Annotated in this window: 20 protein-coding genes, 1 tRNA gene and 1 pseudogene; 13 read left to right on the top strand and 9 right to left on the bottom strand. The window is 71.2% G+C overall.

Features of this window, described 5'->3' with window-relative positions:
* Positions 1-72 precede the first annotated feature (72 nt).
* Positions 73-1,581 (bottom strand): 30S ribosomal protein S1, encoded by a 1,509-nt coding sequence (gene rpsA, locus K7B10_RS29435; protein ID WP_030160280.1) that lies wholly within the window; start codon positions 1,579-1,581, stop codon positions 73-75.
* A 368-nt stretch (positions 1,582-1,949) separates the two neighbouring features.
* On the opposite strand from rpsA, the gene K7B10_RS29430 reads away from it, so the two are divergent.
* Together K7B10_RS29430 and hrpB are read left to right on the top strand one after the other, a co-directional pair.
* Positions 1,950-2,831 carry a class I SAM-dependent methyltransferase gene (locus K7B10_RS29430; RefSeq protein ID WP_229340651.1) on the top strand — a complete coding sequence of 294 codons (882 nt, stop codon included), beginning with the start codon at positions 1,950-1,952 and terminating at the stop codon, positions 2,829-2,831.
* Positions 2,828-5,450: pseudogene (gene hrpB, locus K7B10_RS29425) on the top strand (ATP-dependent helicase HrpB). The gene K7B10_RS29430 and the pseudogene hrpB overlap by 4 nt, the downstream one beginning before the upstream one ends.
* Here hrpB and pgfA read toward each other — a convergent pair.
* The 3 genes from pgfA to K7B10_RS29410 all read right to left on the bottom strand — a co-directional run bounded on the left by pgfA (position 5,434) and on the right by K7B10_RS29410 (position 7,896).
* Positions 5,434-6,438: a cell envelope lipid trafficking protein PgfA gene (gene pgfA, locus K7B10_RS29420; protein ID WP_229340649.1), complete on the bottom strand. Its 1,005-nt coding sequence runs from the start codon at positions 6,436-6,438 to the stop codon at positions 5,434-5,436. The pseudogene hrpB and the gene pgfA overlap by 17 nt on opposite strands.
* 13 nt (positions 6,439-6,451) lie before the next feature.
* Positions 6,452-6,592 carry an SPW_0924 family protein gene (locus K7B10_RS29415; RefSeq protein WP_229340647.1) on the bottom strand — a complete coding sequence of 47 codons (141 nt, stop codon included), beginning with the start codon at positions 6,590-6,592 and terminating at the stop codon, positions 6,452-6,454.
* A gap of 161 nt (positions 6,593-6,753) precedes the next feature.
* Positions 6,754-7,896, bottom strand: coding sequence for a lytic transglycosylase domain-containing protein (locus K7B10_RS29410; protein ID WP_229340645.1), 1,143 nt, complete (start codon positions 7,894-7,896; stop codon positions 6,754-6,756).
* Positions 7,897-8,061: 165 nt separating this feature from the next.
* Here K7B10_RS29410 and K7B10_RS29405 point away from each other — a divergent pair, with 165 nt between their 5' ends.
* Positions 8,062-8,940 carry a DUF4184 family protein gene (locus K7B10_RS29405; protein WP_229340643.1) on the top strand — a complete coding sequence of 293 codons (879 nt, stop codon included), beginning with the start codon at positions 8,062-8,064 and terminating at the stop codon, positions 8,938-8,940.
* Positions 8,941-8,947: 7 nt separating this feature from the next.
* Here the strand turns inward: K7B10_RS29405 and polA are convergent, their stop codons facing one another.
* Positions 8,948-11,668 (bottom strand): DNA polymerase I, encoded by a 2,721-nt coding sequence (gene polA, locus K7B10_RS29400; protein WP_229340641.1) that lies wholly within the window; start codon positions 11,666-11,668, stop codon positions 8,948-8,950.
* A gap of 133 nt (positions 11,669-11,801) precedes the next feature.
* Here polA and K7B10_RS29395 point away from each other — a divergent pair, with 133 nt between their 5' ends.
* The 8 genes from K7B10_RS29395 to K7B10_RS29360 all read left to right on the top strand — a co-directional run bounded on the left by K7B10_RS29395 (position 11,802) and on the right by K7B10_RS29360 (position 21,497).
* Positions 11,802-14,090, top strand: coding sequence for an FdhF/YdeP family oxidoreductase (locus tag K7B10_RS29395; protein ID WP_229340639.1), 2,289 nt, complete (start codon positions 11,802-11,804; stop codon positions 14,088-14,090).
* A 58-nt stretch (positions 14,091-14,148) separates the two neighbouring features.
* The gene (locus K7B10_RS29390; RefSeq protein ID WP_229340637.1) at positions 14,149-14,619 is read left to right on the top strand and encodes a PaaI family thioesterase; all 471 of its coding nucleotides are present in this window, start codon (positions 14,149-14,151) and stop codon (positions 14,617-14,619) included.
* A 162-nt stretch (positions 14,620-14,781) separates the two neighbouring features.
* Positions 14,782-15,192, top strand: coding sequence for a hypothetical protein (locus K7B10_RS29385; RefSeq protein WP_229340635.1), 411 nt, complete (start codon positions 14,782-14,784; stop codon positions 15,190-15,192).
* Positions 15,193-15,725: 533 nt separating this feature from the next.
* A complete protein-coding gene (locus K7B10_RS29380) occupies positions 15,726-16,964 on the top strand; it encodes a branched-chain amino acid ABC transporter substrate-binding protein (protein WP_099893322.1) in 1,239 nt (412 codons plus the stop codon).
* 111 nt (positions 16,965-17,075) lie between these two features.
* The gene (locus K7B10_RS29375; protein WP_030155821.1) at positions 17,076-18,008 is read left to right on the top strand and encodes a branched-chain amino acid ABC transporter permease; all 933 of its coding nucleotides are present in this window, start codon (positions 17,076-17,078) and stop codon (positions 18,006-18,008) included.
* Positions 18,009-18,013: 5 nt separating this feature from the next.
* On the top strand, positions 18,014-19,753 hold the full coding sequence (locus tag K7B10_RS29370) for a branched-chain amino acid ABC transporter permease (protein ID WP_229340633.1): 1,740 nt from the start codon (positions 18,014-18,016) through the stop codon (positions 19,751-19,753).
* Between the two features lie 5 nt (positions 19,754-19,758).
* Complete coding sequence (locus K7B10_RS29365; RefSeq protein WP_229340631.1) at positions 19,759-20,784, top strand: ABC transporter ATP-binding protein; 1,026 nt, start codon at positions 19,759-19,761, stop codon at positions 20,782-20,784.
* Positions 20,781-21,497 (top strand): ABC transporter ATP-binding protein, encoded by a 717-nt coding sequence (locus tag K7B10_RS29360; RefSeq protein ID WP_229340629.1) that lies wholly within the window; start codon positions 20,781-20,783, stop codon positions 21,495-21,497. Before K7B10_RS29365 ends, K7B10_RS29360 begins: the two co-directional genes overlap by 4 nt.
* 62 nt (positions 21,498-21,559) lie before the next feature.
* On the opposite strand, the gene K7B10_RS29355 is transcribed toward K7B10_RS29360, so the two are convergent.
* The gene (locus K7B10_RS29355) at positions 21,560-22,234 is read right to left on the bottom strand and encodes an ANTAR domain-containing response regulator (protein WP_051696134.1); all 675 of its coding nucleotides are present in this window, start codon (positions 22,232-22,234) and stop codon (positions 21,560-21,562) included.
* Between the two features lie 76 nt (positions 22,235-22,310).
* On the opposite strand from K7B10_RS29355, the gene K7B10_RS29350 reads away from it, so the two are divergent.
* Positions 22,311-22,383: transfer RNA gene (locus K7B10_RS29350), tRNA-Leu, on the top strand.
* A gap of 159 nt (positions 22,384-22,542) precedes the next feature.
* On the opposite strand, the gene pyk is transcribed toward K7B10_RS29350, so the two are convergent.
* The 3 genes from pyk to K7B10_RS29335 form a co-directional block, all read right to left on the bottom strand.
* Positions 22,543-23,970: a pyruvate kinase gene (gene pyk / locus K7B10_RS29345; protein WP_229340627.1), complete on the bottom strand. Its 1,428-nt coding sequence runs from the start codon at positions 23,968-23,970 to the stop codon at positions 22,543-22,545.
* Positions 23,971-24,121: 151 nt separating this feature from the next.
* Positions 24,122-24,637: a GNAT family N-acetyltransferase gene (locus tag K7B10_RS29340; RefSeq protein ID WP_229340625.1), complete on the bottom strand. Its 516-nt coding sequence runs from the start codon at positions 24,635-24,637 to the stop codon at positions 24,122-24,124.
* Positions 24,634-25,338: an SIMPL domain-containing protein gene (locus K7B10_RS29335; protein ID WP_229345498.1), complete on the bottom strand. Its 705-nt coding sequence runs from the start codon at positions 25,336-25,338 to the stop codon at positions 24,634-24,636. The genes K7B10_RS29340 and K7B10_RS29335 overlap by 4 nt, the downstream gene beginning before the upstream one ends.
* Positions 25,339-26,265: 927 nt before the next feature.
* On the opposite strand from K7B10_RS29335, the gene K7B10_RS29330 reads away from it, so the two are divergent.
* On the top strand, positions 26,266-26,550 hold a 285-nt coding region (locus K7B10_RS29330), incomplete at its 3' end, for an alpha/beta fold hydrolase (RefSeq protein ID WP_372481482.1).

The following is a 26,550-nucleotide window of genomic DNA, read 5'->3' as shown; positions in this document are numbered from 1 at the left end:
CCGCCCCCCGAGGGGGACGGGCCTTGTCGTTCAGCTCAGTTACAGCTCACACCGGGGTGCGATGCGCTGCGATCAGCTCTGGCCGCCGGCCAGCTTCTCGCGGAGCGCGGCCAGGGCCTCGTCGGAGGCCAGGGCGCCCGAGGTCTCGTCCGACTCCGAGGAGTAGGAACCGCCCGAGATGCCCGCACCGGCGTTGCCACTGGCGGCCGGGGCGGCAGCGCCCTCGGCAGCAGCGGCCTCGTCGGCCTCGCGGCTCTTGATGACCTGGGCCTGGTGCTGCTCGAAGCGGACCTGCGCCTCGGCGTACTGGCGCTCCCACGTCTCGCGCTGGGTGTCGAAGCCCTCGAGCCAGTCGTTGGTCTCGGGGTCGAAGCCCTCGGGGTAGATGTAGTTGCCCTGGTCGTCGTAGGACGCGGCCATGCCGTACAGGGTCGGGTCGAACTCGACCGACGCCGGGTCGGCACCGAAGGACTCGTTGGCCTGCTTCAGGGACAGCGAGATCCGGCGACGCTCGAGGTCGATGTCGATGACCTTGACGAAGATCTCGTCGTTGACCTGGACGACCTGCTCCGGGATCTCCACGTGGCGCTCGGCCAGCTCGGAGATGTGGACCAGACCCTCGATGCCCTCGTCCACGCGGACGAACGCACCGAACGGAACCAGCTTGGTGACCTTACCCGGGACGACCTGACCGATCTGGTGCGTACGGGCGAACTGCTGCCACGGGTCCTCCTGCGTCGCCTTCAGCGACAGGGAGACACGCTCGCGGTCCATGTCCACGTCGAGGACCTCGACGGTGACTTCCTGGCCGACCTCGACAACCTCGGACGGGTGGTCGATGTGCTTCCAGGACAGCTCGGAGACGTGGACGAGACCGTCGACGCCACCCAGGTCCACGAAGGCACCGAAGTTGACGATCGAGGAAACGACGCCGGAGCGGACCTGACCCTTCTGCAGGGTGGTGAGGAACGTCTGGCGAACCTCGGACTGGGTCTGCTCCAGCCAGGCGCGGCGGGACAGGACCACGTTGTTGCGGTTCTTGTCCAGCTCGATGATCTTCGCCTCGAGCTCCTTGCCCACGTAGGGCTGGAGGTCGCGGACGCGGCGCATCTCGACGAGGGAGGCCGGCAGGAAGCCGCGGAGGCCGATGTCGAGGATGAGACCACCCTTGACGACCTCGATGACGGTACCGGTGACGATGCCGTCTTCTTCCTTGATCTTCTCGATCGTGCCCCAGGCGCGCTCGTACTGGGCGCGCTTCTTGGACAGGATCAGACGGCCTTCCTTGTCCTCCTTCTGGAGAACCAGGGCCTCGATCTCGTCGCCGACCTTGACGACCTCGTTCGGGTCGACGTCGTGCTTGATCGAGAGCTCACGGCTCGGGATCACGCCTTCGGTCTTGTAACCGATGTCGAGCAGGACCTCGTCCCGGTCGACCTTCACGATGACGCCGTCGACGATGTCGCCGTCGTTGAAGTACTTGATCGTTTCGTCGATCGCGGCGAGGAAGGCTTCCTCGTTACCGATGTCGTTGACCGCTACCTGCGGGGTGGTAGAGGTGGTCTCGGTGCTGCTCGTCATGTGGGAAAGGGCTCCGGTTACGGACAGAAAGTCGTAGGTACTGCTACGCCGGGAGCCCTTATCGGCATCTGCCGAAGAAGCCGGACAGCCAAGGAAGCCCCTACTCCGCCGTGAAGCGGGCCAGGGCCTCGAAAACCGAGGGGACATCAACAGATGCAAGCGCAGCCTGCTAGGTCTGAGGAGCACAGGCTCGCAGCGCAACTTGTAGCATACGGGGGCAGCCGGACAGGGTCAATGCGCGAAGGCGCACACCCCGGGCGGATCGCCGCATAACCGGCACAATTCGTGGGCGGGCAGGCGCCGATGGCCCTTCTCTGCCGTGTCACGACTCTTTCCGACTCTTTCCGCAGACTACGACGACGGGCCCCATGAACCAAGAGGACTACGCCTCCGAAGAAGCGTACGAGGCCGACGGCATCGGCCACGGCGGCGTCGAGGACGCCGGTGAGGACGCCGAGGCCACCCGGCGTGACGCCGACGACGCGGAGAGCAGCCGGGCCAGCCGGGGCTGGTGGGACCGCAACGCCGACGAGTACCAGAGCGAGCACGGCGCCTTCCTCGGCGACGACCGGTTCGTCTGGGGGCCGGAAGGCCTCGACGAGGCGGACGCCGCCCTGCTCGGCCCCGCGGACTCCCTCAAGGACAAGGACGTCCTGGAGATCGGCGCCGGCGCCGCCCAGTGCTCGCGCTGGCTGGCCGCCCGGGGCGCCCGCCCCGTCGCCCTCGACCTCTCCCACCGCCAGCTCCAGCACGCCCTGCGCATCGGCGGCAGCGATGTGCCGATGGTCCGGCTGGTGGAGGCCGACGCCGGAAGGCTGCCCTTCCGCGACGGCTCCTTCGACCTCGCCTGCTCCGCTTACGGGGCCGTCCCCTTCGTCGCCGACCCCGTGAACGTCATGCGCGAGGTCCACCGCGTCCTGCGCCCCGGCGGCCGCTGGGTCTTCTCGGTCACCCACCCCATCCGCTGGGCCTTCCCCGACGAGCCCGGCCCCGAGGGGCTGTCGATCGCCGCCTCCTACTTCGACCGGACCCCGTACGTGGAGCAGGACGAGCAGGGCCGCGCCGTCTACGTGGAGCACCACCGCACCCTCGGCGACCGGGTCCGGGACGTGGTGGCGGGCGGGTTCCGCCTGGTCGACCTGGTGGAGCCGGAGTGGCCCGCGTGGAACACCCAGGAGTGGGGCGGCTGGTCGCCGCTGCGCGGCAACCTGATCCCCGGCACCGCGATCTTCGTCTGCGAGAGGGACTGAGACCCAGTTGACCCCACAGCTCCGTCAGGCCGACCTCGACGCCCTCCCCGTACGGGAGGCCCTGCCCGCGCTCGTCTCGGCGCTGGACGGCCACGGCACCGCGGTGCTCTGCGCCCCGCCCGGCACGGGCAAGACCACGCTGGTGCCGCTGGTGCTGGCGGGGCTGGTGGGCGGCGGGCCCCGGCGCCGGGTGGTCGTCGCCGAGCCCCGGCGCATCGCCGCCCGGGCGGCGGCGCGGCGGATGGCCTGGCTGCTCGGCGAGCAGGTGGGCGGCTCGGTGGGCTTCACGGTGCGCGGCGAGCGGGTGGCGGGACCGGGGACGGTGGTGGAAGTGGTCACCACCGGGGTGCTGCTCCAGCGCCTCCAGCGGGACCAGGAGCTCCGGGGTGTGGACGTGGTGGTCCTGGACGAGTGCCACGAGCGGCACCTCGACGCCGACACGGTCGCCGCGTTCCTGCTGGACGTACGGGAGACCCTGCGCCCGGATCTGCGGCTGGTGGCGGCTTCGGCGACGACCGACGCCGAGGGCTGGGCCCGCGTCCTGGGCCGTGGGCGTCCCGGGGGCGCGCCGGTGGTGGAGGCCGCGGGGGTTTCGTACCCGGTGGAGACGGTCTGGGTCCCGCCGGCCCGGCCGGTGCGGCCGCCGCACGGGATGCGGGTGGACCCCGCTCAGCTCGCGCACGTGGCCTCGGTGGTGCGGCGGGCGCTGGCGGAACGTTCCGGTGACGTCCTGTGCTTCCTGCCCGGCGTCGGGGAGATCGCCCGGGTCGCCGGGCAGCTGGCCGGGGTGGAGGCGGAGGTCCTCCAGCTCCACGGACGCGCCCCGGCGGCGGTGCAGGACGCGGCGCTCTCCGTCGCGCCGCGCCGCCGGGTGATCCTGTCCACCGCGGTGGCGGAGTCCAGCCTGACCGTGCCCGGGGTGCGGGTGGTCGTGGACTCCGGGCTGGCCCGCGAACCCCGGGTGGACCATGCGCGGGGGCTGGGCGCCCTGGCGACCGTACGGGCGTCCCGCGCGGCCGGGCGCCAGCGGGCGGGCCGGGCCGCGGGCGCCAGCGGGCGGGCCGGGCCGGGCGCGAGGCGCCGGGGACCGTGTACCGCTGCTGGTCGCAGGCGGAGGACGGCCGCCTGCCGGCGTTCCCGTCCGCCGAGATCCGGATCGCGGACCTGGCGCAGTTCGCGCTGCAGGCGGCGTGCTGGGGCGATCCGGACGCGGCCGGGCTGGCCCTGCCGGACCCGCCGCCCGCCGGGGCGATGGCCGCGGCGCGGGAGGTGCTGGTCGCGGTGGGCGCGGTGTCCCCGGCCGGCGGGGTCACCGCGCGCGGGCAGCGGATGGCCCGGCTCGGGCTGCACCCGCGCCTCGCCCGCGCCCTGCTGGACGGCTCCGCCTCGCTGGGACCCCGCCGGGCGGCCGAGATCGTCGCCCTGCTGAGCGAGGAGCCGCCGCGGGAGTACGGGGACGACCTGGCCGCCGCCTGGCGGCGGGCCCGCGCGGGTGGCGACGCGTACGCGGCGCGCTGGCGGGCGGAGGCCGGGCGCCTGGAACGCGCGGCGGGTGCCGCCGAAACCGGGGCCCCGCCCCGGACCCCTTCGGGCGCCGCACCCCCGGACCCCCACGCCCCGAACGCCGACGACGCCGCCGCCGGGCTCGTCGCGGCGCTCGCGTTCCCCGAGCGCGTCGCCGGGGCCAAGGGCCGGGGGGCCTTCCTCATGGCCAACGGCACGGGGGCCGAGCCGGCCGACGGGTCGTCGCTGCGCAGCGCCCCCTGGCTGGCCGTCGCCGTCGCCGACCGGGGGCCGCATTCCGCCTCCGCCCGGGTCCGGCTGGCCGCCGTCGTCGACGAGGACACCGCCCGGGCCGCCGCCGCGCACCTGCTGACCACGGCAGAAGAGGTGCGCTGGGAGGACGGGGACGTGGTGGCCAGGTCAGCGGAGCGGCTCGGGGCCATCGCGCTGACCGTGCGCCCGCTCAGGAACCCCGACCCGGGCCTGGTCAGGGCCGCCCTCCTCGACGGCCTGCGCAGCGAGGGTCTCGGCCTGCTGCGCTGGTCCCCGGACGCGCGGACGCTCCGGGCCCGGCTCGGCTTCCTGCACCGCACGCTCGGCCGCGACTGGCCCGACGTACAGGACGACGACGCCCTGCTGGACCGCGCCGACGACTGGCTGGAGCCCGAGCTGTCACGGGCCCGCCGCCGCGCCGATCTGGGGCGGATCGACGCCGGGCAGGCCCTGAACCGGCTGCTCCCCTGGGCCACCGGCGAGGCCGCCCGCCTCGACGAACTGGCCCCGGAGCGGATCGAGGTGCCCAGCGGCTCCCGGATCCGGGTGGACTACTCCGCCGGGCAGGGGCACGGGCAGCCGGTCCTCGCCGTGAAGCTGCAGGAGCTGTTCGGGCTGGCCGAGACCCCGAAGGTGGCCGGGGTCCCCGTACTCGTGCACCTGCTGTCCCCGGCCGGACGGCCCGCCGCCGTCACCGCCGACCTGGCCTCCTTCTGGCAGGGCGGCTACCGCGCGGTGCGGGCCGAGCTCCGCGGCCGCTACCCCAAGCACCCCTGGCCGGAGGACCCGGCGAACGCCGAGCCCACCCGGCACACCAACGCCCGGCTCAGACGGCAGCAGTGAGCGGCGTGGTGAGCGCCTCCCCGTCCTCGGCCCCGCCGCGGCGCCGGCCGCGGGCCTCCAGCCACAGGGCCGCCCCGAGCAGGACGAGGGCCCCCGCCGCCAGGCCGATCGGGGCATAGGTGTGCAGCGCGAGGACCTTCGTACGGTTCGACTTGACCAGGTCGACGGTGTACGCGGCGTAGTCCTCGCGCATCTTCACGTGCCCGGCGAAGACGGTGAGCCTGCCGTCGGCTGCGCCGGCCGCGATGCCGCCGCGCATCTCCTGCTCGATGACCTGCTCGGCGTTGACGGGCGCCCCGGTCACCGGGTCGACCCAGAACATCGCCTTGGCCTGGTACCAGAGGCTGGTGCCGGTGCTCTGCTCGAAGGTCTTCGGGTCGATGCCCTCGATCGGCATCTTCTTCGGGAGCGCGACCTTCGTCCACGGGAGGGTCTGCTCGTAGTAGTAGACGTCCATCCCGCGGTACGTGCGCGGCCCGACGTAGTGGATGGGCGAGGCGGTGCGGGTCTGCGCGTCGAAGTAGAGGTAGTCGCGCGGCTCGGTGAAGAACGGCCACTTGAACTCGATGCCCTCGCGTCTGACCGGGTCGCCGTCGACCATCTCGCCGGTGGCGTGCACCGGGTCCTGGCTGTGGGCGTCGAAGATGTAGCGCTCGGGTATCTGCGACACCATCTTCCCGTCCGGGCCCATGATGTACGTCAGGGTGTCCCAGACGACGACGTCCTTGCCGGCGCTGGCCTCGATCTCCTTCGACGCCTCGACGTCGCCCTTCAGGGTCTGGACGATGGTGACCTTGTCCACCTTCTTGGGCTGCATGCCGGCGGTGTAGTCGAGGAGGGTCGCGTCCTTCGCCTCCAGGACCACCTCCTGGTACTGGCTCGGCGGGATCTTGGCGAGCCGGGGGTACGCGTACCAGCGCAGCAGCGGTGCGAGGGCGGCGAGGAACACGGCGAAGGCGAGCAGGACGAGGCTGGCGGTACGTCTCAAGGCCGGGCCTCCTCTACTGTCCGGGCGCGCTGGGCGCGGTGGTGAGCAGGGGCTTGGGCGAGGTCTTGCCTTCGGGCGCCCCGAGTGCCGTGATGGCGAACACGAGGGCCAGCGCGGCGGCAAGCCCGATGGCGGCGGCGAGGAGTGCGCGCATGCCGGGGCCTCCGGAATCTGATGGGACGTCAGGGCGGAGCCCGCACCGTAGCAACGCGGGGCGGAGATGAGAACCGTCTCGGGCCGGCGGCCGGTGGAGCGGAACGAGGACGGCCCGCCGGTTCCCCGGCGGGCCGTCTCGTGCTGCTCGGTGAGCGCCCCCTAGGGAGCCTTGGTTCCGGTGGGGGACGGGGTGGCGGACGGGGACGCCGTGCGCGTGGCCGTGGGGCTCGGGGTGGGCGTGGGGGTCGGCCGCGCGCTCGCCGTCGGCGTGGGCTTCGGTGACGGGGTCGGCGTCGGGGTCGGGGTCGGGGTCGGCGTCGGGGACGGCGTGGGCGTCGGGGACGGGGACGGGGACGGCGTCGGCGTCGGCGTGGGCGTGGGCACCGGGGTCGGCGTCGGGGACGGCGTGGGCGTCGGCTTCGGCTTCGGCTTCGGACCCGGCTGGGGCGGGGTCGCAGGCCGGTCGCCGCCCGCGTTCGGCACCTCGTGGGCGCCCTGGAGGTAGTAGGTGAACCAGGACTTCACCGTGCGGAGGTACTCCGCGGACCGGTTGTACGAGAGCACCGCCCGGTCCAGATCGGCGGGTACGCGGAGGTCGCGGCTGCCCGCGCAGAGGTAGCGGCCGGCCGCCAGGGCGGCGTCGTACACGTTGTCGGGGTTGCGGCGGCCGTCGCCGTCCGCGTCCTGACCCCACGACGCCCAGGTGGACGGGATGAACTGCATCGGGCCGACCGCCCGGTCGTACGTGGCGTCCCCGTCGTACTCCCCGCCGTCCGTGTCGCGGATGTTCGCGAAGCCGTTGCCGTCGAGTACGGGGCCCAGGATCGGCCGCAGCGTGGTGCCGGCGCCGTCCACGCGACCGCCGCCGGCCTGCCCGGACTCGACCTTGCCGATCGCGGCGAGCAGTTGCCAGCGCAGTCCGCAGCCGGGGTCGGTCTGCCCCACCTTCCGCTCGGCCAGCCGGTACGCCGCGAGGACCGTCGCGGGGATTCCCTGCGCGCCTTCCCCTCCGCCCATCGCCACCGGTTCGTTGTGCGCCGCCGGCTCCCCGGTGGCCGGCTGTGCGACGGCCGGGGCCTGCTGCGGCTGTTCGCCCGCCGGGGGCGGGAGTTCCGCGAGGTAGTCGGAGTCTCCGCCGGCTTCCGGCGGCCGCACGGGCAGCACGGCCGCCTCTTCGGCGTCCGCCGCGGACGTCCGCTCCCGCGAGGGGGCCTGGGACGCCGTGAGCGCCGCGGTCACCAGTGCGCAGATCAGGGCCACGGCCCCACCCTTGCGCAGCCTGCTTCCGATCCGAGCCGACATGAGCCGGGTCCCCTCCCCCTCGACGTCGGCGTGACCATACGTCAACTCCCTTCAACCTGCACCGATCGGCGTCCGGAATTCACCACTTCCCCACCTGCCCAGCAGCTCACGCATACTGTCCCGGACCGTTCGGGGCGCATTGGCCCGAAGTAAGGAAGAGATGTCATGCCGTTCACGCTCAGCCACGCGGCCGCCGTCCTGCCCGCCGTGCGCCGCACGGGCCGGGCCCGCGGACCGCTGGTCGCGTCGGCGCTCGTCCTCGGGTCGTTCGCGCCCGACACGTTCTATTTCGCGGACGCCGTCGTCTCGGGCCTGTGGCCGTACGGCGAGTTCGCGCACTCGCTGTCCGGGGTGTTCACCGTGGACGCCGTGCTGACCGTCGCGCTCGCGGCCTGCTGGCTGCTGCTGCGCGAGCCGCTGACCGCTCTCCTGCCGCGCCGCCGCCGGGGCCGGACGCACGCTTTCGTACGGGGTGAGGACTGGCGGGGCCGGGGGCCGGCGGCTCTCGCGCTCCGCTTCTACCTCTCGGCGGTCCTCGGCTCCCTCACGCACGTGGTGTGGGACAGCTTCACGCACCCCCACCGGTGGGGGACGGACGCCCTTCCCGTACTGGGCGAGCCGTTCGCGAACGGGCTCCCCCTCTACACCTATGTGCAGTACGGGACTTCCGCGGTCGCCGCCTGCGCCCTGCTGTGGTTCGCGGTGACCGCCGTGCGGCGGCTGCCCGACTCCCCCGCCCCGGCGTCCGTGCCGGTGCTCGGCCGGGCGGAGCTGCTGGGCGCGGCCGCCCTGGTCGTGGTGTGCGTGGCCGTCGGGGTGACGATGCGCGTGCTGCGCTTCTTCACGTTCTTCGACCGGATCCGCACCCCGCTCGACATCATCCCGACCGTCTGCTTCGGCGCGGGCGGCGGCCTCGCCGTGGGCCTGCTGCTGTACGGGGTCCTCGTACGGTTCCTGCACCGGCGGGAGCCCTCCCGCACGGACGGGGAGACGCGGACGCCCGCCCCCGCGCCACAGCGGCCTGCGGGGACGGGCGTCCGGTGAACCCGTCTCAGTGCGCGGCCGACTCCCAGTCGGCGCCGACGCCCACCGACACGTCCAGCGGGGCGCGGAGCTCCACGGCGGCGCCCATCTCGCGGCGCACCAGCTCCTCGACCTTCTCGCGCTCGCCCGGGGCGATCTCCAGCACGATTTCGTCGTGGACCTGGAGCAGCATCCGCGACTTCAGCCCGGCCTCGGTGACGGCCTTGTCCACGCGCAGCATCGCGACCTTGACGATGTCGGCCGCGGTGCCCTGGATCGGGGCGTTCAGCGCCATCCGCTCGGCGGCCTCGCGGCGCTGGCGGTTGTCGCTGTTGAGGTCGGGCAGGTAGCGGCGGCGGCCGAAGACGGTCGCCGTGTACCCGGTGGCGCGGGCCTCTTCGACCACGCGGCCCAGGTAGTCCCGGACCCCGCCGAACCGCTCGAAGAAGGTCTCCATCAGGCCGCGGGCCTCGGCGGGCTCGATGTTCAGCTGCTGGGCGAGACCGAAGGCGGAGAGCCCGTACGCGAGCCCGTAGGACATCGCCTTGATCTTGCGCCGCATCTCGGCGTCGACCGCGGAGCGCTCCACGCCGAACACCTGGGAGGCGACGGTGGTGTGCAGGTCCTCGCCGGACAGGAACGCCTCGATGAGGCCCTCGTCCTCGGAGAGGTGCGCCATGACGCGCAGCTCGATCTGGCTGTAGTCGGCGGTCATGAGGGATTCGAAGCCCTCACCGACGACGAACCCGCGGCGGATCGCCCGGCCCTCGTCCGTGCGCACCGGCACGTTCTGCAGGTTGGGGTCGGTGGAGGACAGGCGTCCGGTCGCGGCGACGGTCTGGCTGAAGCTGGTGTGCACCCGGCCGTCGGCGGCGATCGTCTTGACGAGGCCCTCGACGGTGACGCGCAGCTTGGCCTGCTCCCGGTGGCGGAGCATGATCACCGGCAGTTCGTGGTCGGTCTGCGTGGCCAGCCAGGCCAGCGCGTCCGCGTCCGTGGTGTAGCCGGTCTTGGTCTTCTTCGTCTTCGGCAGGTCGAGCTCGCCGAAGAACACCTCCTGGAGCTGCTTGGGCGAGCCGAGGTTGAACTCGTGGCCGACCGCCGCGTGCGCCTCCTTCACCGCCTGCTGCACGGCTCCGGCGAACTGCTGCTCCATGGCCTCCAGGTGGTCGCGGTCGGCGGCGATGCCCGCCCGCTCCATCCGGGCCAGCAGCTCCGAGGTGGGCAGCTCCATGTCGTGGAGCAGCTCGGCGGCGCCGACCTCGGCGAGCTTGCCGGTGAAGGCGTCCCCGAGGTCGAGGACGGCGCGGGCCTGCGCCATCAGGGCCTCCGCCTCGGCGGTCTCGTCGGCGCCGAAGGCCAGCTGGCCGTCGGCCGCCGCGGGCTGGAGCTCGCGGTGCAGGTACTCGTTCGACAGCACGTCCAGCGCGAAGGAGCGGCGGCCCGGCTTGACCAGGTACGCGGCGAGCGCGGTGTCCATGGTGACGCCGGCCAGGCTCCAGCCGTGCTCGGGGAAGACCCGCATCAGGCCCTTGGCGTTGTGCACCACCTTGGGCTTCGCCGCATCGGCGGCCCAGGCGGCGAAGGCCCGCTCGTCGGCCTCGTCCAGCGCGGACGGCTCGAACCAGGCGGCGGCCCCGCCGGCCGCGGCCAGCGCGATCTCGCTGATATTGCCCTGGCCCAGCGCCCAGCTGTCCACGGTGGAGATGCCGAGGGGCTCGCCCGCGCGGGCGGCCAGCCAGGGCGCGAGCTCGCCGGCGCCGAGCACGCTCGCGTCGAGCTCCACGCCGGCGGCCGGAGCCGGGGCCGGCTCCTCGGCGGCGCCCGGGTCCACGGCCAGCAGCCGCTCGCGCAGCGAGGCGTTGCGGATCTCCAGCACGTCCAGCACGCCCGTGACCGCGGAGCGGTCGTACGGGAGGCGGACCAGGTCGCCCGCGGCCCGGGGCAGCTCGACGTCCTTGACCATCTCGGTCAGGACCCGGTTGAGCTTCACTGCTTCCAGGTGGTCCCGGAAGTTCTGCCCGGCCTTGCCCTTGACCTCCTCGGCACGCTCGACGAGCTCCGCGAACGAGCCGAACTGGGTGATCCACTTGGCGGCGGTCTTCTCGCCGACGCCCGGGATGCCCGGCAGGTTGTCCGACGGGTCGCCGCGCAGCGCCGCGAAGTCCGGGTACTGCTGCGGGGTGAGCCCGTACTTCTCCTCGACCTTCTCCGGGGTGAACCGGGTCAGCTCGGAGACGCCCTTGGTCGGGTACAGCACGGTGGTGTGCTCGGAGACGAGCTGGAAGGAGTCCCGGTCGCCCGTGACGATCAGGACCTCGAAGCCGAGGGCCTCCGCCTGCGTCGCCAGCGTGGCGATCACGTCGTCGGCCTCGAAGCCGTCGACCGCGAACCGCGGCACCTTCATCGCGTCCAGGAGCTCGCCGATCAGCTCGACCTGCCCCTTGAACTCGTCGGGGGTCTTGGAGCGGTTCGCCTTGTACTCGGGGAACTCCGTCGAGCGCCACGTCTTGCGCGAGACGTCGAACGCCACCGCGAAGTGCGTGGGCGCCTCGTCGCGCAGCGTGTTCGCCAGCATCGACGCGAAGCCGTAGATGGCGTTCGTCGGCTGCCCGGTCGCCGTCGTGAAGTTCTCCGCGGGCAGCGCGAAGAACGCCCGGTACGCCAGGGAGTGCCCGTCCATGAGCATCAGGCGGGGGCGGCCCGCTTCGGTCGGCTGGTCGGTCTTCTTCGATGCGTTCTCTGCCACGCACCCGATCCTAGGCGGCCCCGCTGACAATTCCGGCGTCGGAGATGTCCGCAGGGCGTGACAGGATCGGACACCTACGCGAATACCCACAGCGGCCGACGCCGCGATGCTCGACTGCTCAAAGGGGAGCGCCATGGCCGCCAAGCCGCCCGCAGATGATCCCGTACAGCACGCGCCGCAGGTGGCGCCCCCCAAGCGCGCCGCGGCCGGCCTGCCCGCCATCGGGCACACCCTGCGGATCGCGCAGCAGCAGATGGGCGTCGCCCGTACCGCGCGCACCCTGCTCAAGGTCAACCAGAAGGACGGCTTCGACTGCCCGGGCTGCGCCTGGCCCGAGGGCGACAAGCGGCACACGGCCGAATTCTGCGAGAACGGCGCCAAGGCCGTCGCCGAGGAGGCCACGCTGCGCCGGGTCACCCCGGACTTCTTCGCCGAGCACCCGCTGGCCGACCTCGCCGGCCGCTCCGGGTACTGGCTGGGCCAGCAGGGCCGCATCACCGAGCCGATGTACCTGCCCGAGGGCGCCGACCGGTACGAGGCCGTCCCCTGGGAGCGGGCCTTCGAGATCATCGCCGAGGAGCTGACGGCCCTCGGCTCCCCCGACGAGGCCCTCTTCTACACCTCGGGCCGCACCAGCAACGAGGCCGCGTTCCTCTTCCAGCTCTTCGCCCGCGAGTTCGGCACCAACAACCTGCCCGACTGCTCGAACATGTGCCACGAGTCCTCGGGCTCCGCGCTGAACGAGACCATCGGCATCGGCAAGGGCAGCGTCAGCCTCGAAGACCTCCACCAGGCCGACCTGATCATCGTCGCCGGACAGAACCCGGGCACCAACCACCCCCGCATGCTCTCCGCCCTGGAGAAGGCCAAGTCCTCCGGCGCGAAGATCATCTCGGTGAACCCGCTGCCCGAGGCCGGCATGGAGCGGTTCAAGAACCCCCAGACCCCGGTCGGCATGCTCAAGGGCACCGCCCTGAACGACCTCTTCCTGCAGATCCGCATCGGCGGCGACCAGGCCCTCTTCCGCCTCCTCAACAAGCTCGTCATCGAGACCGGGGGCGCCACCGACGAGGCCTTCATCCGCGAGCACACCCACGGCTACGAGGAGCTGGCGGCCGCCGCCGGGGAAGCCGACTGGGACGAGACCCTCACCGCGACCGGCCTCACCCGCCCCGAGATCGAGCGGGCGCTGGCCATGATCCTGGCCTCGGAGCGCACCATCGTCTGCTGGGCCATGGGCCTCACCCAGCACAAGCACTCCGTCGCCACCATCCGCGAGGTCGTCAACCTGCTCCTGCTGCGCGGCAACATCGGCCGCCCCGGCGCGGGCGTCTGCCCCGTCCGCGGCCACTCCAACGTCCAGGGCGACCGCACCATGGGGATCTTCGAGCGCCCCGCGCCCGCCTTCCTCGACGCGCTCGACAAGGAATTCGGCATCACCTCGCCGCGCGGCCACGGCTACGACGTCGTGCGCTCCATCCAGGCCCTGCGCGACGGCGAGGCCAAGGTCCTCTTCGCCATGGGCGGGAACTTCGTCGGCGCCACCCCCGACACCGACGTCACCGAGGCCGCGATCCGCCGCGCCTCCCTGACCGTCCACGTCTCCACCAAGCTCAACCGCTCCCACGCGGTCACCGGCCGGCGCGCCCTGATCCTGCCCACCCTCGGCCGCACCGACAAGGACGTACAGGCGAGCGCTCTCGGCAAGAAGGGCACCGTGCAGTTCGTCACCGTCGAGGACTCGATGGGCATGGTCCACGCCTCCCGCGGCAACCTCGCCCCCGCCTCCCCGCACCTGCTCTCCGAGCCCGCGATCGTCGCCCGGATGGCCCGCGCCGTCCTCGGCGCCGCCTCCGCCACCCCGTGGGAGGAGTTCGAGCGGGACTACGCGGCCATCCGCGACCGGATCTCCCGCGTGATCCCCGGCTTCGAGGACTTCAACGCCCGCGCGGCCCGCCCCGGGGGCTTCCGCCTCCCGCACGCCCCGCGCGACGAGCGCCGCTTCCCCACCAAGACCGGCAAGGCGAACTTCACCGCCGCCGCCGTGGAGTACCCGAAGATCCCCGCGGGCCGGCTGCTCCTGCAGACCCTGCGCAGCCACGACCAGTACAACACCACCATCTACGGCCTCGACGACCGCTACCGCGGGATCACCGGCGGCCGCCGCGTGGTGATGGTCAACCCCGAGGACGCGGCCGAGCTCGGCCTCGCGGACGGCTCGTACACGGACCTGGTCGGCGAGTGGAAGGACGGGGTCGAGCGGCGCGCGCCCGGTTTCCGCGTCGTGCACTACCCGACCGCCCGGGGCTGCGCGGCCGCGTACTACCCCGAGACCAACGTGCTGGTCCCGCTCGATTCCACGGCGGACACCAGCAACACCCCCGCGAGCAAGTCCGTCGTCGTCCGCTTCGAACCGGCCTGATAAAACGACCTCAGGACAAGACGGTTAACGAGCGTTGACACACGAACGGAGCCTGCCCATGGGCGAGAAGCACGCTGTGAAGTTCCCGCAGGAGGTCCTCGACGAGTACGCGGCCCTGGGCATCGACCTGCCCTCGCTGTTCTCGGCGGGCCACCTCGGCGAGCGGATGGACATCCGCGTCCTGGAGGCCTCGGCGGAGCGCGTCGTCGCCACCATGCCCGTCGAGGGCAACACCCAGCCGTACGGGCTGCTGCACGGCGGCGCCTCGGCCGTGCTCGCCGAGACCCTCGGCTCGGTCGGCGCCATGATGCACGGCGGCATCAACAAGATCGCCGTCGGCGTGGACCTGAACTGCACCCACCACCGCGGCGTGCGCTCCGGCCTGGTCACCGGCGTCGCCACCCCCGTGCACCGCGGCCGCTCCACCGCCACGTACGAGATCGTCATCAGCGACGAGCAGGACCGGCGCGTGTGCACCGCCCGCCTGACCTGCCTGCTCCGCGACGCGGACCCCGCCGCCGGGGCCTGACCCGCCCGCGAAGAGCCCCGCAGGCCCGGATCCCGCCCCGCCCAGGGGCCGGGCCCGGGCCTGCGGCGCGTACGGGGCCGGCAACCGCCCGGAATCCGCCAGTCCGCGCCCTGCGCCGCGACGACTGTTGTGTCACCGAAGGTGACGGCCTACCTTCCCTTCATGGGGACCCAGCCACGCACCGCGGCCCGCTGCGGGGCCGCAGCACTCCTGGCGGCACTCGCCCTGTCCGGATGCTCCACAACCGCCCCACCCGCCCCACGGACCACGCCGACGCCCGTTTCCAGCCCCTCCTCACCCGCCCAGATCTGCACGAGCCTGGTGTCCTACTGGGCGAAGGAGGCCCTCAAGGGCGGCAAGTGGGCCGGGCTCGACTGGGAGCAGAAGGGCATGTCCAACGACCAGTACAAGATCCACGAGGAAGTCGTGGCCGCAGGTCGCGCCGAGGAGCGAACTGCCGGTCTGGACAAGGCACTTGAGCTCGCCGACCGGCTCACCGCACAGCGCTGCGCCGAACAGAACGGGGCAACCTGGAGCTCCGAGAACTGGCGACCCGCGAGCCCGCCCGGGTGACCGGAATCCCGCGCGCGCTGTCCGACTTCCGGGCGCCGGGCCGCGCGGACCCGATCCGCAGGTCGGAAGCCTTCCGCACCCCCCGACCAAGATCGATCCACCTGAAGTGGATCAAGGGCAGAAATTACCCACAGTAATGCCGACGCCCCACAGAATCCCGTTTTACCCCCGCGGAATGCAACCCGCCGGATTCTTTCGGACACAGTCAGCGACATTGGGGCCCTTTTGATCAATGACAGGAGCATGAACCCCTCAAGCCCCTTAGGGGAACGGGGAATTCTCACCATGCGGACATTCCCCGAAGTGGCTAAACGTCCGACTTGTCCGTACTCCCGCCACACATTCTTGGCCTCGGCATAACAAGACAGTCACATCCTCCTTTCCCCGCTCCCCGCACTCGCCACCTCGGCCTAGAGTCACGGCCAGTCACCGCGCCACAGGGCGCAACCCGGCACGGCCGTGGACATCCCAGTGCGGCCCGGCGACCTAACGGCACCTCATCTGAGGGGGCCGCGCCAGGGAAAGGAAGAATCGTGCGACACCGTTCTTTGCTCGTCCTCACCACCGTGATCACCACGGGAGCACTGACCCTCACCGCCTGCGGCTCGCGCGATGAGGCCAAGACCGGCGGGGACAAGGCCGACGGCGCCAAGACCGTCGTCGTCATCGGCGTGGACGCCCCCCTCACCGGCTCGCTCTCCGCGCTCGGCCAGGGCATCAAGAACTCGGTAGACCTCGCGGCCAAGACGGCCAACAAGAACAACGAGGTCCCCGGCATCGAGTTCAAGGTCGAAGCCCTCGACGACCAGGCGGTCCCCGCCTCCGGCCAGGCCAACGCCACCAAGCTCGTCGGCAACAAGGACGTCGTCGGCGTCGTCGGCCCGCTGAACTCCGGCGTCGCGCAGCAGATGCAGGGCGTCTTCGCCTCCGCCAACCTGGCGCAGGTCTCGCCCGCCAACACCAACCCCGCGCTCAGCCAGGGCGACAACTGGGGCAAGGGCGAGTTCAAGCGCCCCTTCAAGACCTACTTCCGCACCGCCGCCACCGACGTGGTCCAGGGCAAGTTCGCCGCCCAGTACCTCTTCAAGGACGCCGGCAAGAAGAAGGTCTTCGTCGTCGACGACAAGCAGACCTACGGCGCCGGTCTCGCCGCGATCTTCTCCGACGAGTTCAAGAAGCTCGGCGGCGAGGTCGTCGGCACCGACCACGTCACCGTGAAGGAGACCGACTTCTCCTCCACCGCCGACAAGGTCAAGTCCTCCGGCGCCGACTCCGTCTACTTCGGCGGCCAGTACCCCGAGGGCGGCCTCCTCGCCGACCAGGTCAAGAAGGCCGGAGCCAACATCCCGCTCATGGGCGGCGACGGCATCCAGGACCCCGCCTTCATCACCGCCTCCGGCGAGGCCAACGAGGGCGACCTCTCCACCTCCATCGGTTACCCGGTCGAGAAGCTGCCCACCGCCAAGACCTTCATCGCCGACTACCAGGCCGGCGGCTACAAGGACCCCTACGCGGCTTACGGCGGCTACTCCTACGACGCCGGCTGGTCCGTCGTCCAGGCCGTCAAGGCCGTCGTCGCCGCCAACGGCGGCAAGCTCCCCACCGACGCCCGCGCCAAGGTCGTCGAGGCTCTCGGCAAGGTGTCCTTCGAGGGTGTGACCGGCAAGGTCGCCTTCGACGAGTACGGCGACACCACCAACAAGCAGCTCACGGTCTACAAGGTCGAGGGCGGCAAGTGGGTCGACGTCAAGAGCGACACGTTCAACCAGTAATCCCGCAGGACCCCCGCATCACCAGCCGCACCTGAACCAAACCCACCGCGCGAGGGCGCAACAGCGCCCTCGCGCGGAGTCTTATCCGACACGCTCATCGGAGGCCCTGCGGTGCACGAACTGCCGCAACAGCTGGCCAACGGCCTTGCCCTCGGTGCCCTTTATGGCCTCATAGCCATCGGGTACACCATGGTCTACGGCATCGTCCAGCTCATCAACTTCGCCCACGGCGAGATCTTCATGATCGGCGGCTTCGGCGCGCTCACCGCCTACGCCGCACTCCCGACCGGCACCTCCCTGCTGATCGCGATCCCCGTCATGATCGTCGGAGGCGCACTCGCCTCCGTCGCCGTAGCCACCGCAGCCGAACGCTTCGCGTACCGTCCCCTGCGCAGCGCTCCCCGGCTCGCCCCCCTCATCACCGCAATCGGCCTCTCGATCGCGCTCCAGCAGCTCGTCTGGCAGTTCTACCCGGACGCCAAGAAGGCCGTCAGCTTCCCCGAGTTCAAGGGTGAAGCCTTCAAGATCACCGATAGCCTGGCCATCCAGCGCGCGGACCTCTTCGTCCTCATCCTCGCCCCGCTCTGCATGCTCGCCCTCGGCATCTTCGTCCAGAAGAGCCGCAGCGGCCGCGCCATGCAGGCCACCGCGCAGGACCCGGACACCGCGAAGCTGATGGGCATCAACACCGACCGCATCATCGTCATGGCCTTCGCCATCGGTGCCGCGTTCGCCGCCGTCGCCGCGGTCGCCTACGGCCTCGACAAGGGTCAGATCAACTTCGAGATGGGCTTCATCCTCGGCCTCAAGGCGTTCACCGCGGCAGTCCTCGGTGGCATCGGCAACATCTACGGAGCCATGGTCGGCGGCGTCGTCCTCGGCCTCGCCGAGGCCCTGTCGATCGCCTACATCGAAGACATCCCCGGCATGTCGCAGCTCGGCGGTGGAGCCTGGTCCAACGTCTGGGCGTTCGTACTCCTCATCGTCGTCCTCCTCGTGCGGCCACAAGGCCTGCTCGGTGAGCGCGTCGCGGATCGGGCGTGAGAACCATGACCAACGAAGCCACTCTCCCCCTCGAGGGCGAAGCCACCGGCGCCGACGCCGGTGCCATCTCCCGCACCGCACTGCTCTACACGGTCATCGGCGGAAGCCTGCTGACGATCGTCAGCGCCTTCCTCGCCTGGACCTGGACCGCCGAGTTCCCCGGTGACCTCACCTACTACGGCAGCCCGGCCCCCATCCAGTTCCTGAGCCTCGTCGGCGCCCTCCTCACCGCCGCCCACGCGCTCTCCGCGCTCGGCGTCAAGGGCCTGCGCTGGCTCACCCCCACCGGCGCCCGCAAGCCCGTGTGGATCCTCTCGCTCGGCACGCTCGCCGGCACCTGGTTCACCGTCATCGCCATCGCAGTGGTCCTCGGCGGTTTCGTCCACCTGGAGCCCGGCGCCTACGTCGCCCTCATCGGCTCGCTCGTCCCGGCCCTCGCCGCGTACAAGCTCCCCGACGACAGCCACAAGGCGGCCGCCGCCAAGAAGCTGCCCTCCTGGGGCGAGATCCTCATCATCATCGGTGCCTTCGCCGTCGGCCTCTACGTGGTCACCTTCGGCATCGACACCGACGACAAGGAGCCTCAGCTCTTCGTCACGTACCTGATCATCGTCGGCTTCGCGGCCTTCGCCCTGCTCAAGTCCGGCCTCTTCGACCGGCTCGGCCTGCTCACCGCGAAGAACCGCCAGGTCACCCTCATCGGTACCGCGGCCGCCGCGATCACCTTCCCGTTCATCCAGCAGAGCGGCGACACGTACACGCTCATCGCGGTGAACATCCTGATCTTCGCGACCGTCGCCCTCGGCCTCAACGTCGTCGTCGGCCTCGCGGGCCTCCTCGACCTCGGTTACGTCGCCTTCCTCGGCGTCGGCGCCTACGCCGCGGCCCTGGTCTCCGGAAGCACCGCCTCCGCCTTCGGCTTCCAGCTCCCCTTCTGGGCGGCCGTCATCGTCGGCGCCCTCGCCTCGCTGATCTTCGGCGTGGTCATCGGAGCCCCGACGCTGCGCCTGCGCGGCGACTACCTCGCCATCGTCACCCTCGGCTTCGGAGAAATCTTCCGCATCGCCATGGGCAACCTCGACGGCACCTCCGGCCCGGACGTCACCAACGGCCCCAACGGCATCCCGAACATCCCCCACCTCGAACTCTTCGGGTGGAACTTCGGGGAGTCGCACACCATCGGCGGCATCGTCCTCGGCGCCTACGCCAACTACTACTTCCTGATGCTGCTCGTGATGGCGGTCGTCATCCTGGTCTTCGCCCGTGCCGGCAACAGCCGCATCGGCCGCGCCTGGGTCGCCATCCGCGAGGACGAGACGGCCGCCGAAGCCATGGGCATCAACGGCTTCAAGGTCAAGCTCATCGCCTTCGCCCTCGGCGCCACCCTCGCCGGCCTCGCCGGCACGGTGCAGGCCCACGTCAACAGCACGGTCGTCCCCGAGAACTACGTCTTCGCCGGGCCCGTCCCGCCGAACTCCGCGTTCCTCCTCGCCGCCGTCATCCTCGGCGGCATGGGCACCATCCGCGGCCCCATCCTCGGCGCCGCACTGCTGTTCCTGATCCCCGCGAAGCTGGCCTTCCTCCAGGACTACCAGCTCCTCGCGTTCGGCATCGCCCTCATCCTGCTCATGCGCTTCCGCCCCGAAGGTCTCATCGCCAACAAGCGCGCGCAGCTCGAGTACCACGACGAAGAGACGATTGACCAGGCCCCCGCGGACCTGGCCACCGCCAAGGCGGGTGCGTGAACACCATGACCACCACCACAGACACCACCACGGCGACCACGGTCCTCGAAGCCAGCGGCGTCACCATGCGCTTCGGCGGCCTCACCGCCGTCAAGGGCGTGGACCTCAAGGTCAACGCGGGCGAGATCGTCGGTCTCATCGGCCCCAACGGCGCCGGCAAGACCACCTTCTTCAACTGCCTGACCGGGCTGTACGTCCCCACCGAGGGCACCGTCAGCTACAAGGGCACGGTCCTGCCGCCCAAGCCGCACCTGGTCACCAGTGCCGGCATCGCCCGCACCTTCCAGAACATCCGGCTCTTCCACAACATGACGGTGCTGGAGAACGTCCTCGTCGGACGCCACACCCGCACCAAGGAAGGCCTCTGGTCCGCCCTCCTGCGCGGCCCCGGCTTCAAGAAGGCCGAAGCCGCCAGCGAGGCACGGGCGATGGAGCTCCTGGAGTTCATCGGCCTGGAGAAGAAGGCCCAGCACCTCGCCAAGAACCTCCCCTACGGTGAGCAGCGCAAGCTGGAGATCGCCCGCGCCCTCGCCAGCGACCCCGGCCTCATCCTCCTGGACGAGCCGACCGCCGGCATGAACCCGCAGGAGACCCGCGCGGCCGAAGAGCTCATCTTCGCCATCCGGGACATGGGCATCGCCGTACTCGTCATCGAGCACGACATGCGCTTCATCTTCAACCTCTGCGACCGCGTGGCCTGTCTGGTCCAGGGCGAGAAGCTCATCGAGGGCACCGCGGCCGAGGTCCAGGGCGACGAGCGCGTCGTCGCCGCCTACCTCGGAGAGCCCTTCGAGGGCGACCCGAGCGCGGCCCCGGCGGCCGAGGTTGCCGAGGTCGAGGCAGCCGAGGTCGAGGCAGCCGAGGTTGCCGAGGTCGAGGCCGCCGAGGTCGAGGCCGCCGAGGAGCACGCGGAGGCCGAAGCCGAGGCGGAGGCACCGGCGGAAGCCGACGCCGACGCGGAGCCGGAGCCGGACGCCGAGCCGGCCGCGGCCCCGGACAGCACCACCAGCACGGACGGAGAGGCCAAGTGACCGCACTGCTCGAGGTCAAGGACCTCAAGGTCGCCTACGGCAAGATCGAAGCCGTCAAGGGCATCTCGTTCGAGGTCAACGAGGGCGAAATCGTCTGCCTCGTCGGCACCAACGGCGCCGGCAAGACCACCACCCTGCGCACCCTCTCCGGCCTCCTCAAGCCGGTCGGCGGCACCGTCACCTTCGACGGCAAGCCGCTCGCGCAGGTCCCCGCCCACAAGATCGTCTCCCTGGGCCTGGCGCACTCCCCCGAGGGACGCCACATCTTCCCCCGGCTGACGATCGCCGAGAACCTCCAGCTCGGCGCCTTCCTGCGCACCGACAAGGACGGCATCGAGAAGGACGTCGAGCGCGCCTACGAGATGTTCCCCATCCTGGGCGAACGCCGAAAGCAGGCCGCCGGCACCCTCTCGGGCGGTGAGCAGCAGATGCTCGCCATGGGCCGGGCGCTCATGTCCCGCCCCAAGCTGCTCATGCTGGACGAGCCCTCCATGGGTCTCTCCCCCCTCATGATGCAGAAGATCATGGCGACCATCGCCGAGCTCAAGTCCACGGGCACCACCATCCTGCTCGTCGAGCAGAACGCCCAGGCCGCCCTCTCGCTGGCCGACCAGGCCCACGTGATGGAGATCGGCAAGATCGTGCTCAGCGGCTCCGGACAGGAGCTCCTGCACAACGAGGACGTCCGCAAGGCCTACCTCGGCGAGGACTGAAGTCCTCACGCGCGAGAGGCCCGCCACCGGGAACGGTGGCGGGCCTCTCGCGTACGCACGGACTACTTCGCGGCGTTCTTCTTCTCCTCGGCGTCCTCGATGACCGCCTCGGCCACCTGCTGCATGGACATGCGACGGTCCATGGAGGTCTTCTGGATCCACCGGAACGCGGCCGGCTCGGTCAGCCCGTACTGCGTCTGCAGGATGCTCTTCGCACGGTCCACGAGCTTGCGGGTCTCCAGCCGGAGCGAGAGGTCCGCGACCTCCTTCTCCAGCGCCTTCAGCTCCGCGAAGCGCGACACGGCCATCTCGATGGCCGGTACGACGTCGCTCTTGCTGAACGGCTTCACCAGGTACGCCATGGCCCCGGCGTCCCGCGCGCGCTCGACGAGGTCGCGCTGCGAGAACGCCGTCAGCATGAGCACGGGGGCGATGGACTCCTCCGCGATCTTCTCGGCCGCGGAGATGCCGTCCAGGACGGGCATCTTCACATCGAGGATGACCAGGTCGGGCCGGTGCTCGCGCGCCAGCTCGACGGCCGTCTGCCCGTCCCCGGCCTCGCCGACGACGGAGTACCCCTCTTCCTCGAGCATCTCTTTGAGGTCAAGACGGATGAGCGCCTCGTCCTCGGCGATGACGACCCGTGTCGTCAGCGGCGGAACGTGCGACTGGTCGGCGTCGGGCGTGGGCGTCGACTCGTGCTCGGCGGTCACGGATGGCTCCTCGTTGCGGGGCATAACAGCTCCCACGAGCCTACCTAGCTCCTGTATGTTTGTGGCACGGAGGGTCTTAGGTATCCTTCGTTTCGAAGGGGCCCCGGTAGCCCAGCGGTAGAGGCGATGGATTCAAAACCCATTCAGCGTCGGTTCGAATCCGACCCGGGGTACTTCTCTTTCATTTCGAAGGTCACGCGATACCCGCGTGACCTTCACTCGTTTCGGCGCGGCCCCCCGAAATGCACCACCTGCGCGAATTGCACCCGGCGGCGTCGACCACATGTACGACATGAACTCCGCCGGATCCGCGATGTCCGGGGGCCGGGGGGTCAGCGGACCGGGTCGCCGATGTGGTGGACGCGGACCAGGTTGGTGGAGCCGGTGACCCCGGGGGGCGAGCCGGCGGTGATGACGACGACGTCACCGGGTACGCAGCGGCCGATGCGCAGGAGTTCTTCCTCGACCTGGGCGACCATCGCGTCGGTGGAGTCGACGTGGGGGCCCAGGAACGTTTCGACGCCCCAGGTCAGGTTCAGCTGGGAGCGGGTCGCCGGGTCGGGGGTGAAGGCGAGGAGGGGGATGGGTGAGCGGTAGCGGGAGAGGCGGCGGACGGTGTCGCCGCTCTGGGTGAACGCGACCAGGAACTTCGCTCCGAGGAAGTCGCCCATTTCGGCGGCGGCCCGGGCGACCGCTCCGCCCTGCGTGCGGGGCTTGCTGCGCTCGGTGAGCGGCGGGAGGCCCTTGGCGAGGATGTCCTCTTCGGCGGCTTCGACGATGCGCGACATCGTCTTGACCGTTTCGATGGGGTATTTGCCCACGCTGGTCTCGCCGGAGAGCATGACCGCGTCCGTGCCGTCGATGATGGCGTTGGCCACGTCGGAGGCCTCGGCGCGGGTGGGCCGGGAGTTGTCGATCATCGAGTCGAGCATCTGGGTCGCGACGATGACCGGCTTGGCGTTGCGCTTGGCCAGCTTGACGGCGCGCTTCTGGACGATCGGGACCTGCTCCAGGGGCATTTCGACGCCGAGGTCGCCGCGGGCGACCATGATGCCGTCGAAGGCGGCGACGATGTCGTCGATGTTCTCGACGGCCTGCGGCTTTTCGACCTTCGCGATGACGGGGAGGCGGCGGCCTTCCTCGTCCATGACGCGGTGGACGTCTTCGATGTCGCGGCCGCTGCGGACGAAGGAGAGGGCGATGACGTCGGCGCCGGTGCGCAGGGCCCAGCGGAGGTCTTCGATGTCCTTCTCGGAGAGGGCGGGGACGGAGACGGCGACGCCGGGGAGGTTGAGGCCCTTGTGGTCGGAGACCATGCCGCCCTCGATGACGAGGGTGCGGACGCGGGGGCCGTCGACGCCGGTGACTTCGAGGGTCACGCGGCCGTCGTCGACGAGGATGCGTTCGCCGGTGGTGACGTCGGCGGCGAGGCCCTTGTAGGTGGTGCCGCAGGTGTGGCGGTCGCCTTCGAGGTCTTCGACGGTGATGGTGAATTCGTCGCCGCGTTCAAGGAGTACGGGGCCTTCGGTGAATCGGCCGAGGCGGATCTTCGGGCCTTGAAGGTCCGCGAGGACGCCGACGCTGCGGCCGGTTTCGTCGGAGGCCTTGCGTACGCGCTCGTAACGCTCCTCGTGTTCGGCGTAGGTGCCGTGGCTGAGGTTGAGGCGGGCGATGTCCATTCCGGCTTCGACCAGGGCTTTGATCTGGTCGTATGAGTCGGTGGCGGGGCCCAGGGTACATACGATTTTTGCTCGGCGCATGGGGCGAGCGTATGCCCCTACCAGGCAGTAGGAAATTGGTTCCGGGTGACCACTCAACAACCGTTGGGCAAAAGGTTGTTGACAACTGTTGAATGTGCATGGGGGTGCTCTGATGAGCACCCCCGGGGACCCCTCCGATACGCGTTTCCGATCAGTCGGCGGGGGTCAGCGGGCGCTCGTGGCGGACGCCCGGCCGGCCGTCGACGGTCACGGTCTCGGCCTGGGTGAATCCGTTGCGGCGGAGCACGGCCATGGAGCCCGGGTTGTCCAGGGTGGTGACGGCGACGAGCCGTGAGAGCCCGTACGCGGACCGCGCGACGCGGCAGATCTCGGCGACGGCGGCGGTCGCCAGGCCCCGGCCGGCGGCGCTCTCGCCGATGCGGTAGCCGAGTTCGGCGCCGCCGTCCTCGATGTCCACGAGGTTGACGCGGCCGGCCAGCTCGCCCTGCCGGGTGACGAGGACGTGGAACCGGGACAGGCCGCTCTCCTGCTCTGCGAGCAGGGCGCGGTGGCGGTCGGCGAACGAGGCGAAGTACGCGTCACCGCGGTCGGGGACGGTGCGGGCGAAGTAGGCCCGGTTCCGCCGTTCGAAATCGAGGAGGGCGGGGGCGTGGTCGGCGCGCAGGCTCTCCAGGGTCCACGCGCTCGCCGCGGCGGGGGCGTTCACAGCTGGGGAGGGGTCATGGTGAAGCGGGCGTTCACCTGGGCGTGGACGGTCTGGCGCTGGGGTTCGAGGTCGAGGGGCGGGGCGGTGTCCTCGGAGGCGCTGAAGGCCATGGTGCGCATGCCGCCGCCGGGGGCCGCCTGCGGGTAGGCCGGGACGGCGTTCTCGGCGCCGAGGTCGGCGAGTTCGACGAGGGCGGCGAGGTCGGCGCCGAGGGCGGCGGCGTATTCGCGGGCGCGCTGGACGGCTTCGAGCACGGCTTGGCGGCGGGCTTCGCCGTGGGCGGGCGAGGTGGGGCGCAGGGCCCACCAGGGGCCGTCGACGCTGGTGAGTTCGAGGTCGGCGAGGCGGGTGGTGAGTTCGCCGAGGGCGGTGAAGTCGCTGAGTTCGGCGGTGACGTGGACGCGGCCGTGGTAGGCGCGGATGCGTTCGGCGCGGCCGTGGCGGGTGAGTTCCGGGTTGATGGAGAAGGCGCCGGTCTCGAGTTCCTCCACGGCGTCGCCGTAGCTCTTGACGAGCTCGAGGACGGTGTTGTTGCGGCGCGTGAGGTCTTCGAGTGCGGTGCGCCGGTCGGTGCCGCGGGCGGTGACGGTGATGCCGATGCGGGCGATTTCGGGATCGACTTCGAGGCTGGCCTCGCCGCGGACGGCCACGCGGGGGACTTCGGGGGTTCCGTAGGGCTGGGGTGCGGATTCCTGGGTCATGGTTTCACTGTCGCATTGTCGTCCGGGGTGTGTCGTTCGCGTTCTGCCAGCGCGTCGCGGAGAGCGGCCCGGGAGGTGATGCCCAGTTTCGGGAAGAGCTGGTGGGCTGGGCGATTTCCCGTTGCCGGGGTGTGAGTGAGGCGGTCCGGGCTCGTCTGCGTGTTCCGCGGACCGTCCCGGCGCGTGGAGTTCACCCGTCGCCCGGAGTCCGCCCGCGGCGCGGGCGGCCCAGGGGCGGGCGCAGGTGTTCTCCGTACGCGAGCCGGACGCGGGCGCGCTCGAAGGGCCAGCGGTCGGTGCCGGGTGTTCGGCGAGGGCGCGGTGGATGCGGCGGCGCTGGTCGCTGGTGGAGAGTTCCACGACGGCGGAGCGGGTGAGGGGGTGGCGGAAGGTCAGCCGGCCGGTGGTGTCGTTCACGTAGACGAGTCCTGCGCGCTCCGCGTGGGCCAGGTCCTCGACGCCGGTGGGTCCGGTTCCCGTTCCGGTTCCGGCCCTGGTGGTGGCGGTGGCGGTGGCGGCCTGCAGGGTGTGGAGGTCGCCGGTGCCGTCGAGGACGGCGCACAGGAGCAGGAGCCGGGTCGTGGGCGGCAGGGCCTCGATGCGGGCCGTGAAGAGGGTCTGGAGGCGGCGGCCGAGCGGCAGTACGTCGGGGATCGCGGTGGCGGCGTGCCGGGTGCCGGCGAGGGCGATGGGCAGCTCCAGCAGGGCCAGGGGGTTGCCCCGGGCCTCGGAGAGGAGGCGGGCGCGTAGGCGGGGTGTCAGGGCGGGGAAGCGCTCTCGCAGCAGTTCTTCCGCCGCGACGGGGTCGAGGGGCCGCAGGTGGTGGGTGGTGACGCCGCCGTGGTCGAAGAAGCCGCCGTCCTCGGACCGGTACGCGCGAGGAAGCCGGCGCGGTCGCCGCCGCCGAGGCGGCGGGCCGCGAAGCCCATGCCGACGGCGCTGGCCCGGTCCAGCCACGGCAGGTCGTCGACCCTGGGCCGGGAGCGGTTCGCGGAGGCGTTCGCGGGCGACCTGCCGTCCGAGCAGGTCCGGTTCATGGCCGACGCGCAGCTTCCGTGGGGCATGGAGGCGCTGACCGGGGCGGTCACGGAGCCGGGGTGGCGGTCGAAGCCGAGCTGGTACCTGGTGTCCACGGAGGACCGGATGATCCCGGCGCCGGCGCAGCGGGCGATGGCCGAGCGGATCGGGCGGGCGGGCGGGCGCGCGCCGATC

The organism is Streptomyces flavotricini, from assembly GCF_020639365.1.
Taxonomy (GTDB): domain Bacteria; phylum Actinomycetota; class Actinomycetes; order Streptomycetales; family Streptomycetaceae; genus Streptomyces; species Streptomyces flavotricini.
Note: the sequence above shows the minus strand (reverse complement) of the source record. Positions and strands in the feature narration are given on the sequence as shown.

Coding starts and splice junctions, on each gene's coding strand:
- rpsA (WP_030160280.1), bottom strand. CDS start 1,581: ATGACGAGCAGCACCGAGACCACCTCTACCACCCCGCAGGTAGCGGTC.
- K7B10_RS29430 (WP_229340651.1), top strand. CDS start 1,950: ATGAACCAAGAGGACTACGCCTCCGAAGAAGCGTACGAGGCCGACGGC.
- K7B10_RS29415 (WP_229340647.1), bottom strand. CDS start 6,592: ATGCGCGCACTCCTCGCCGCCGCCATCGGGCTTGCCGCCGCGCTGGCC.
- K7B10_RS29410 (WP_229340645.1), bottom strand. CDS start 7,896: ATGTCGGCTCGGATCGGAAGCAGGCTGCGCAAGGGTGGGGCCGTGGCC.
- K7B10_RS29405 (WP_229340643.1), top strand. CDS start 8,062: ATGCCGTTCACGCTCAGCCACGCGGCCGCCGTCCTGCCCGCCGTGCGC.
- K7B10_RS29395 (WP_229340639.1), top strand. CDS start 11,802: ATGGCCGCCAAGCCGCCCGCAGATGATCCCGTACAGCACGCGCCGCAG.
- K7B10_RS29390 (WP_229340637.1), top strand. CDS start 14,149: ATGGGCGAGAAGCACGCTGTGAAGTTCCCGCAGGAGGTCCTCGACGAG.
- K7B10_RS29385 (WP_229340635.1), top strand. CDS start 14,782: ATGGGGACCCAGCCACGCACCGCGGCCCGCTGCGGGGCCGCAGCACTC.
- K7B10_RS29370 (WP_229340633.1), top strand. CDS start 18,014: ATGACCAACGAAGCCACTCTCCCCCTCGAGGGCGAAGCCACCGGCGCC.
- K7B10_RS29365 (WP_229340631.1), top strand. CDS start 19,759: ATGACCACCACCACAGACACCACCACGGCGACCACGGTCCTCGAAGCC.
- K7B10_RS29355 (WP_051696134.1), bottom strand. CDS start 22,234: ATGCCCCGCAACGAGGAGCCATCCGTGACCGCCGAGCACGAGTCGACG.
- pyk (WP_229340627.1), bottom strand. CDS start 23,970: ATGCGCCGAGCAAAAATCGTATGTACCCTGGGCCCCGCCACCGACTCA.
- K7B10_RS29335 (WP_229345498.1), bottom strand. CDS start 25,338: ATGACCCAGGAATCCGCACCCCAGCCCTACGGAACCCCCGAAGTCCCC.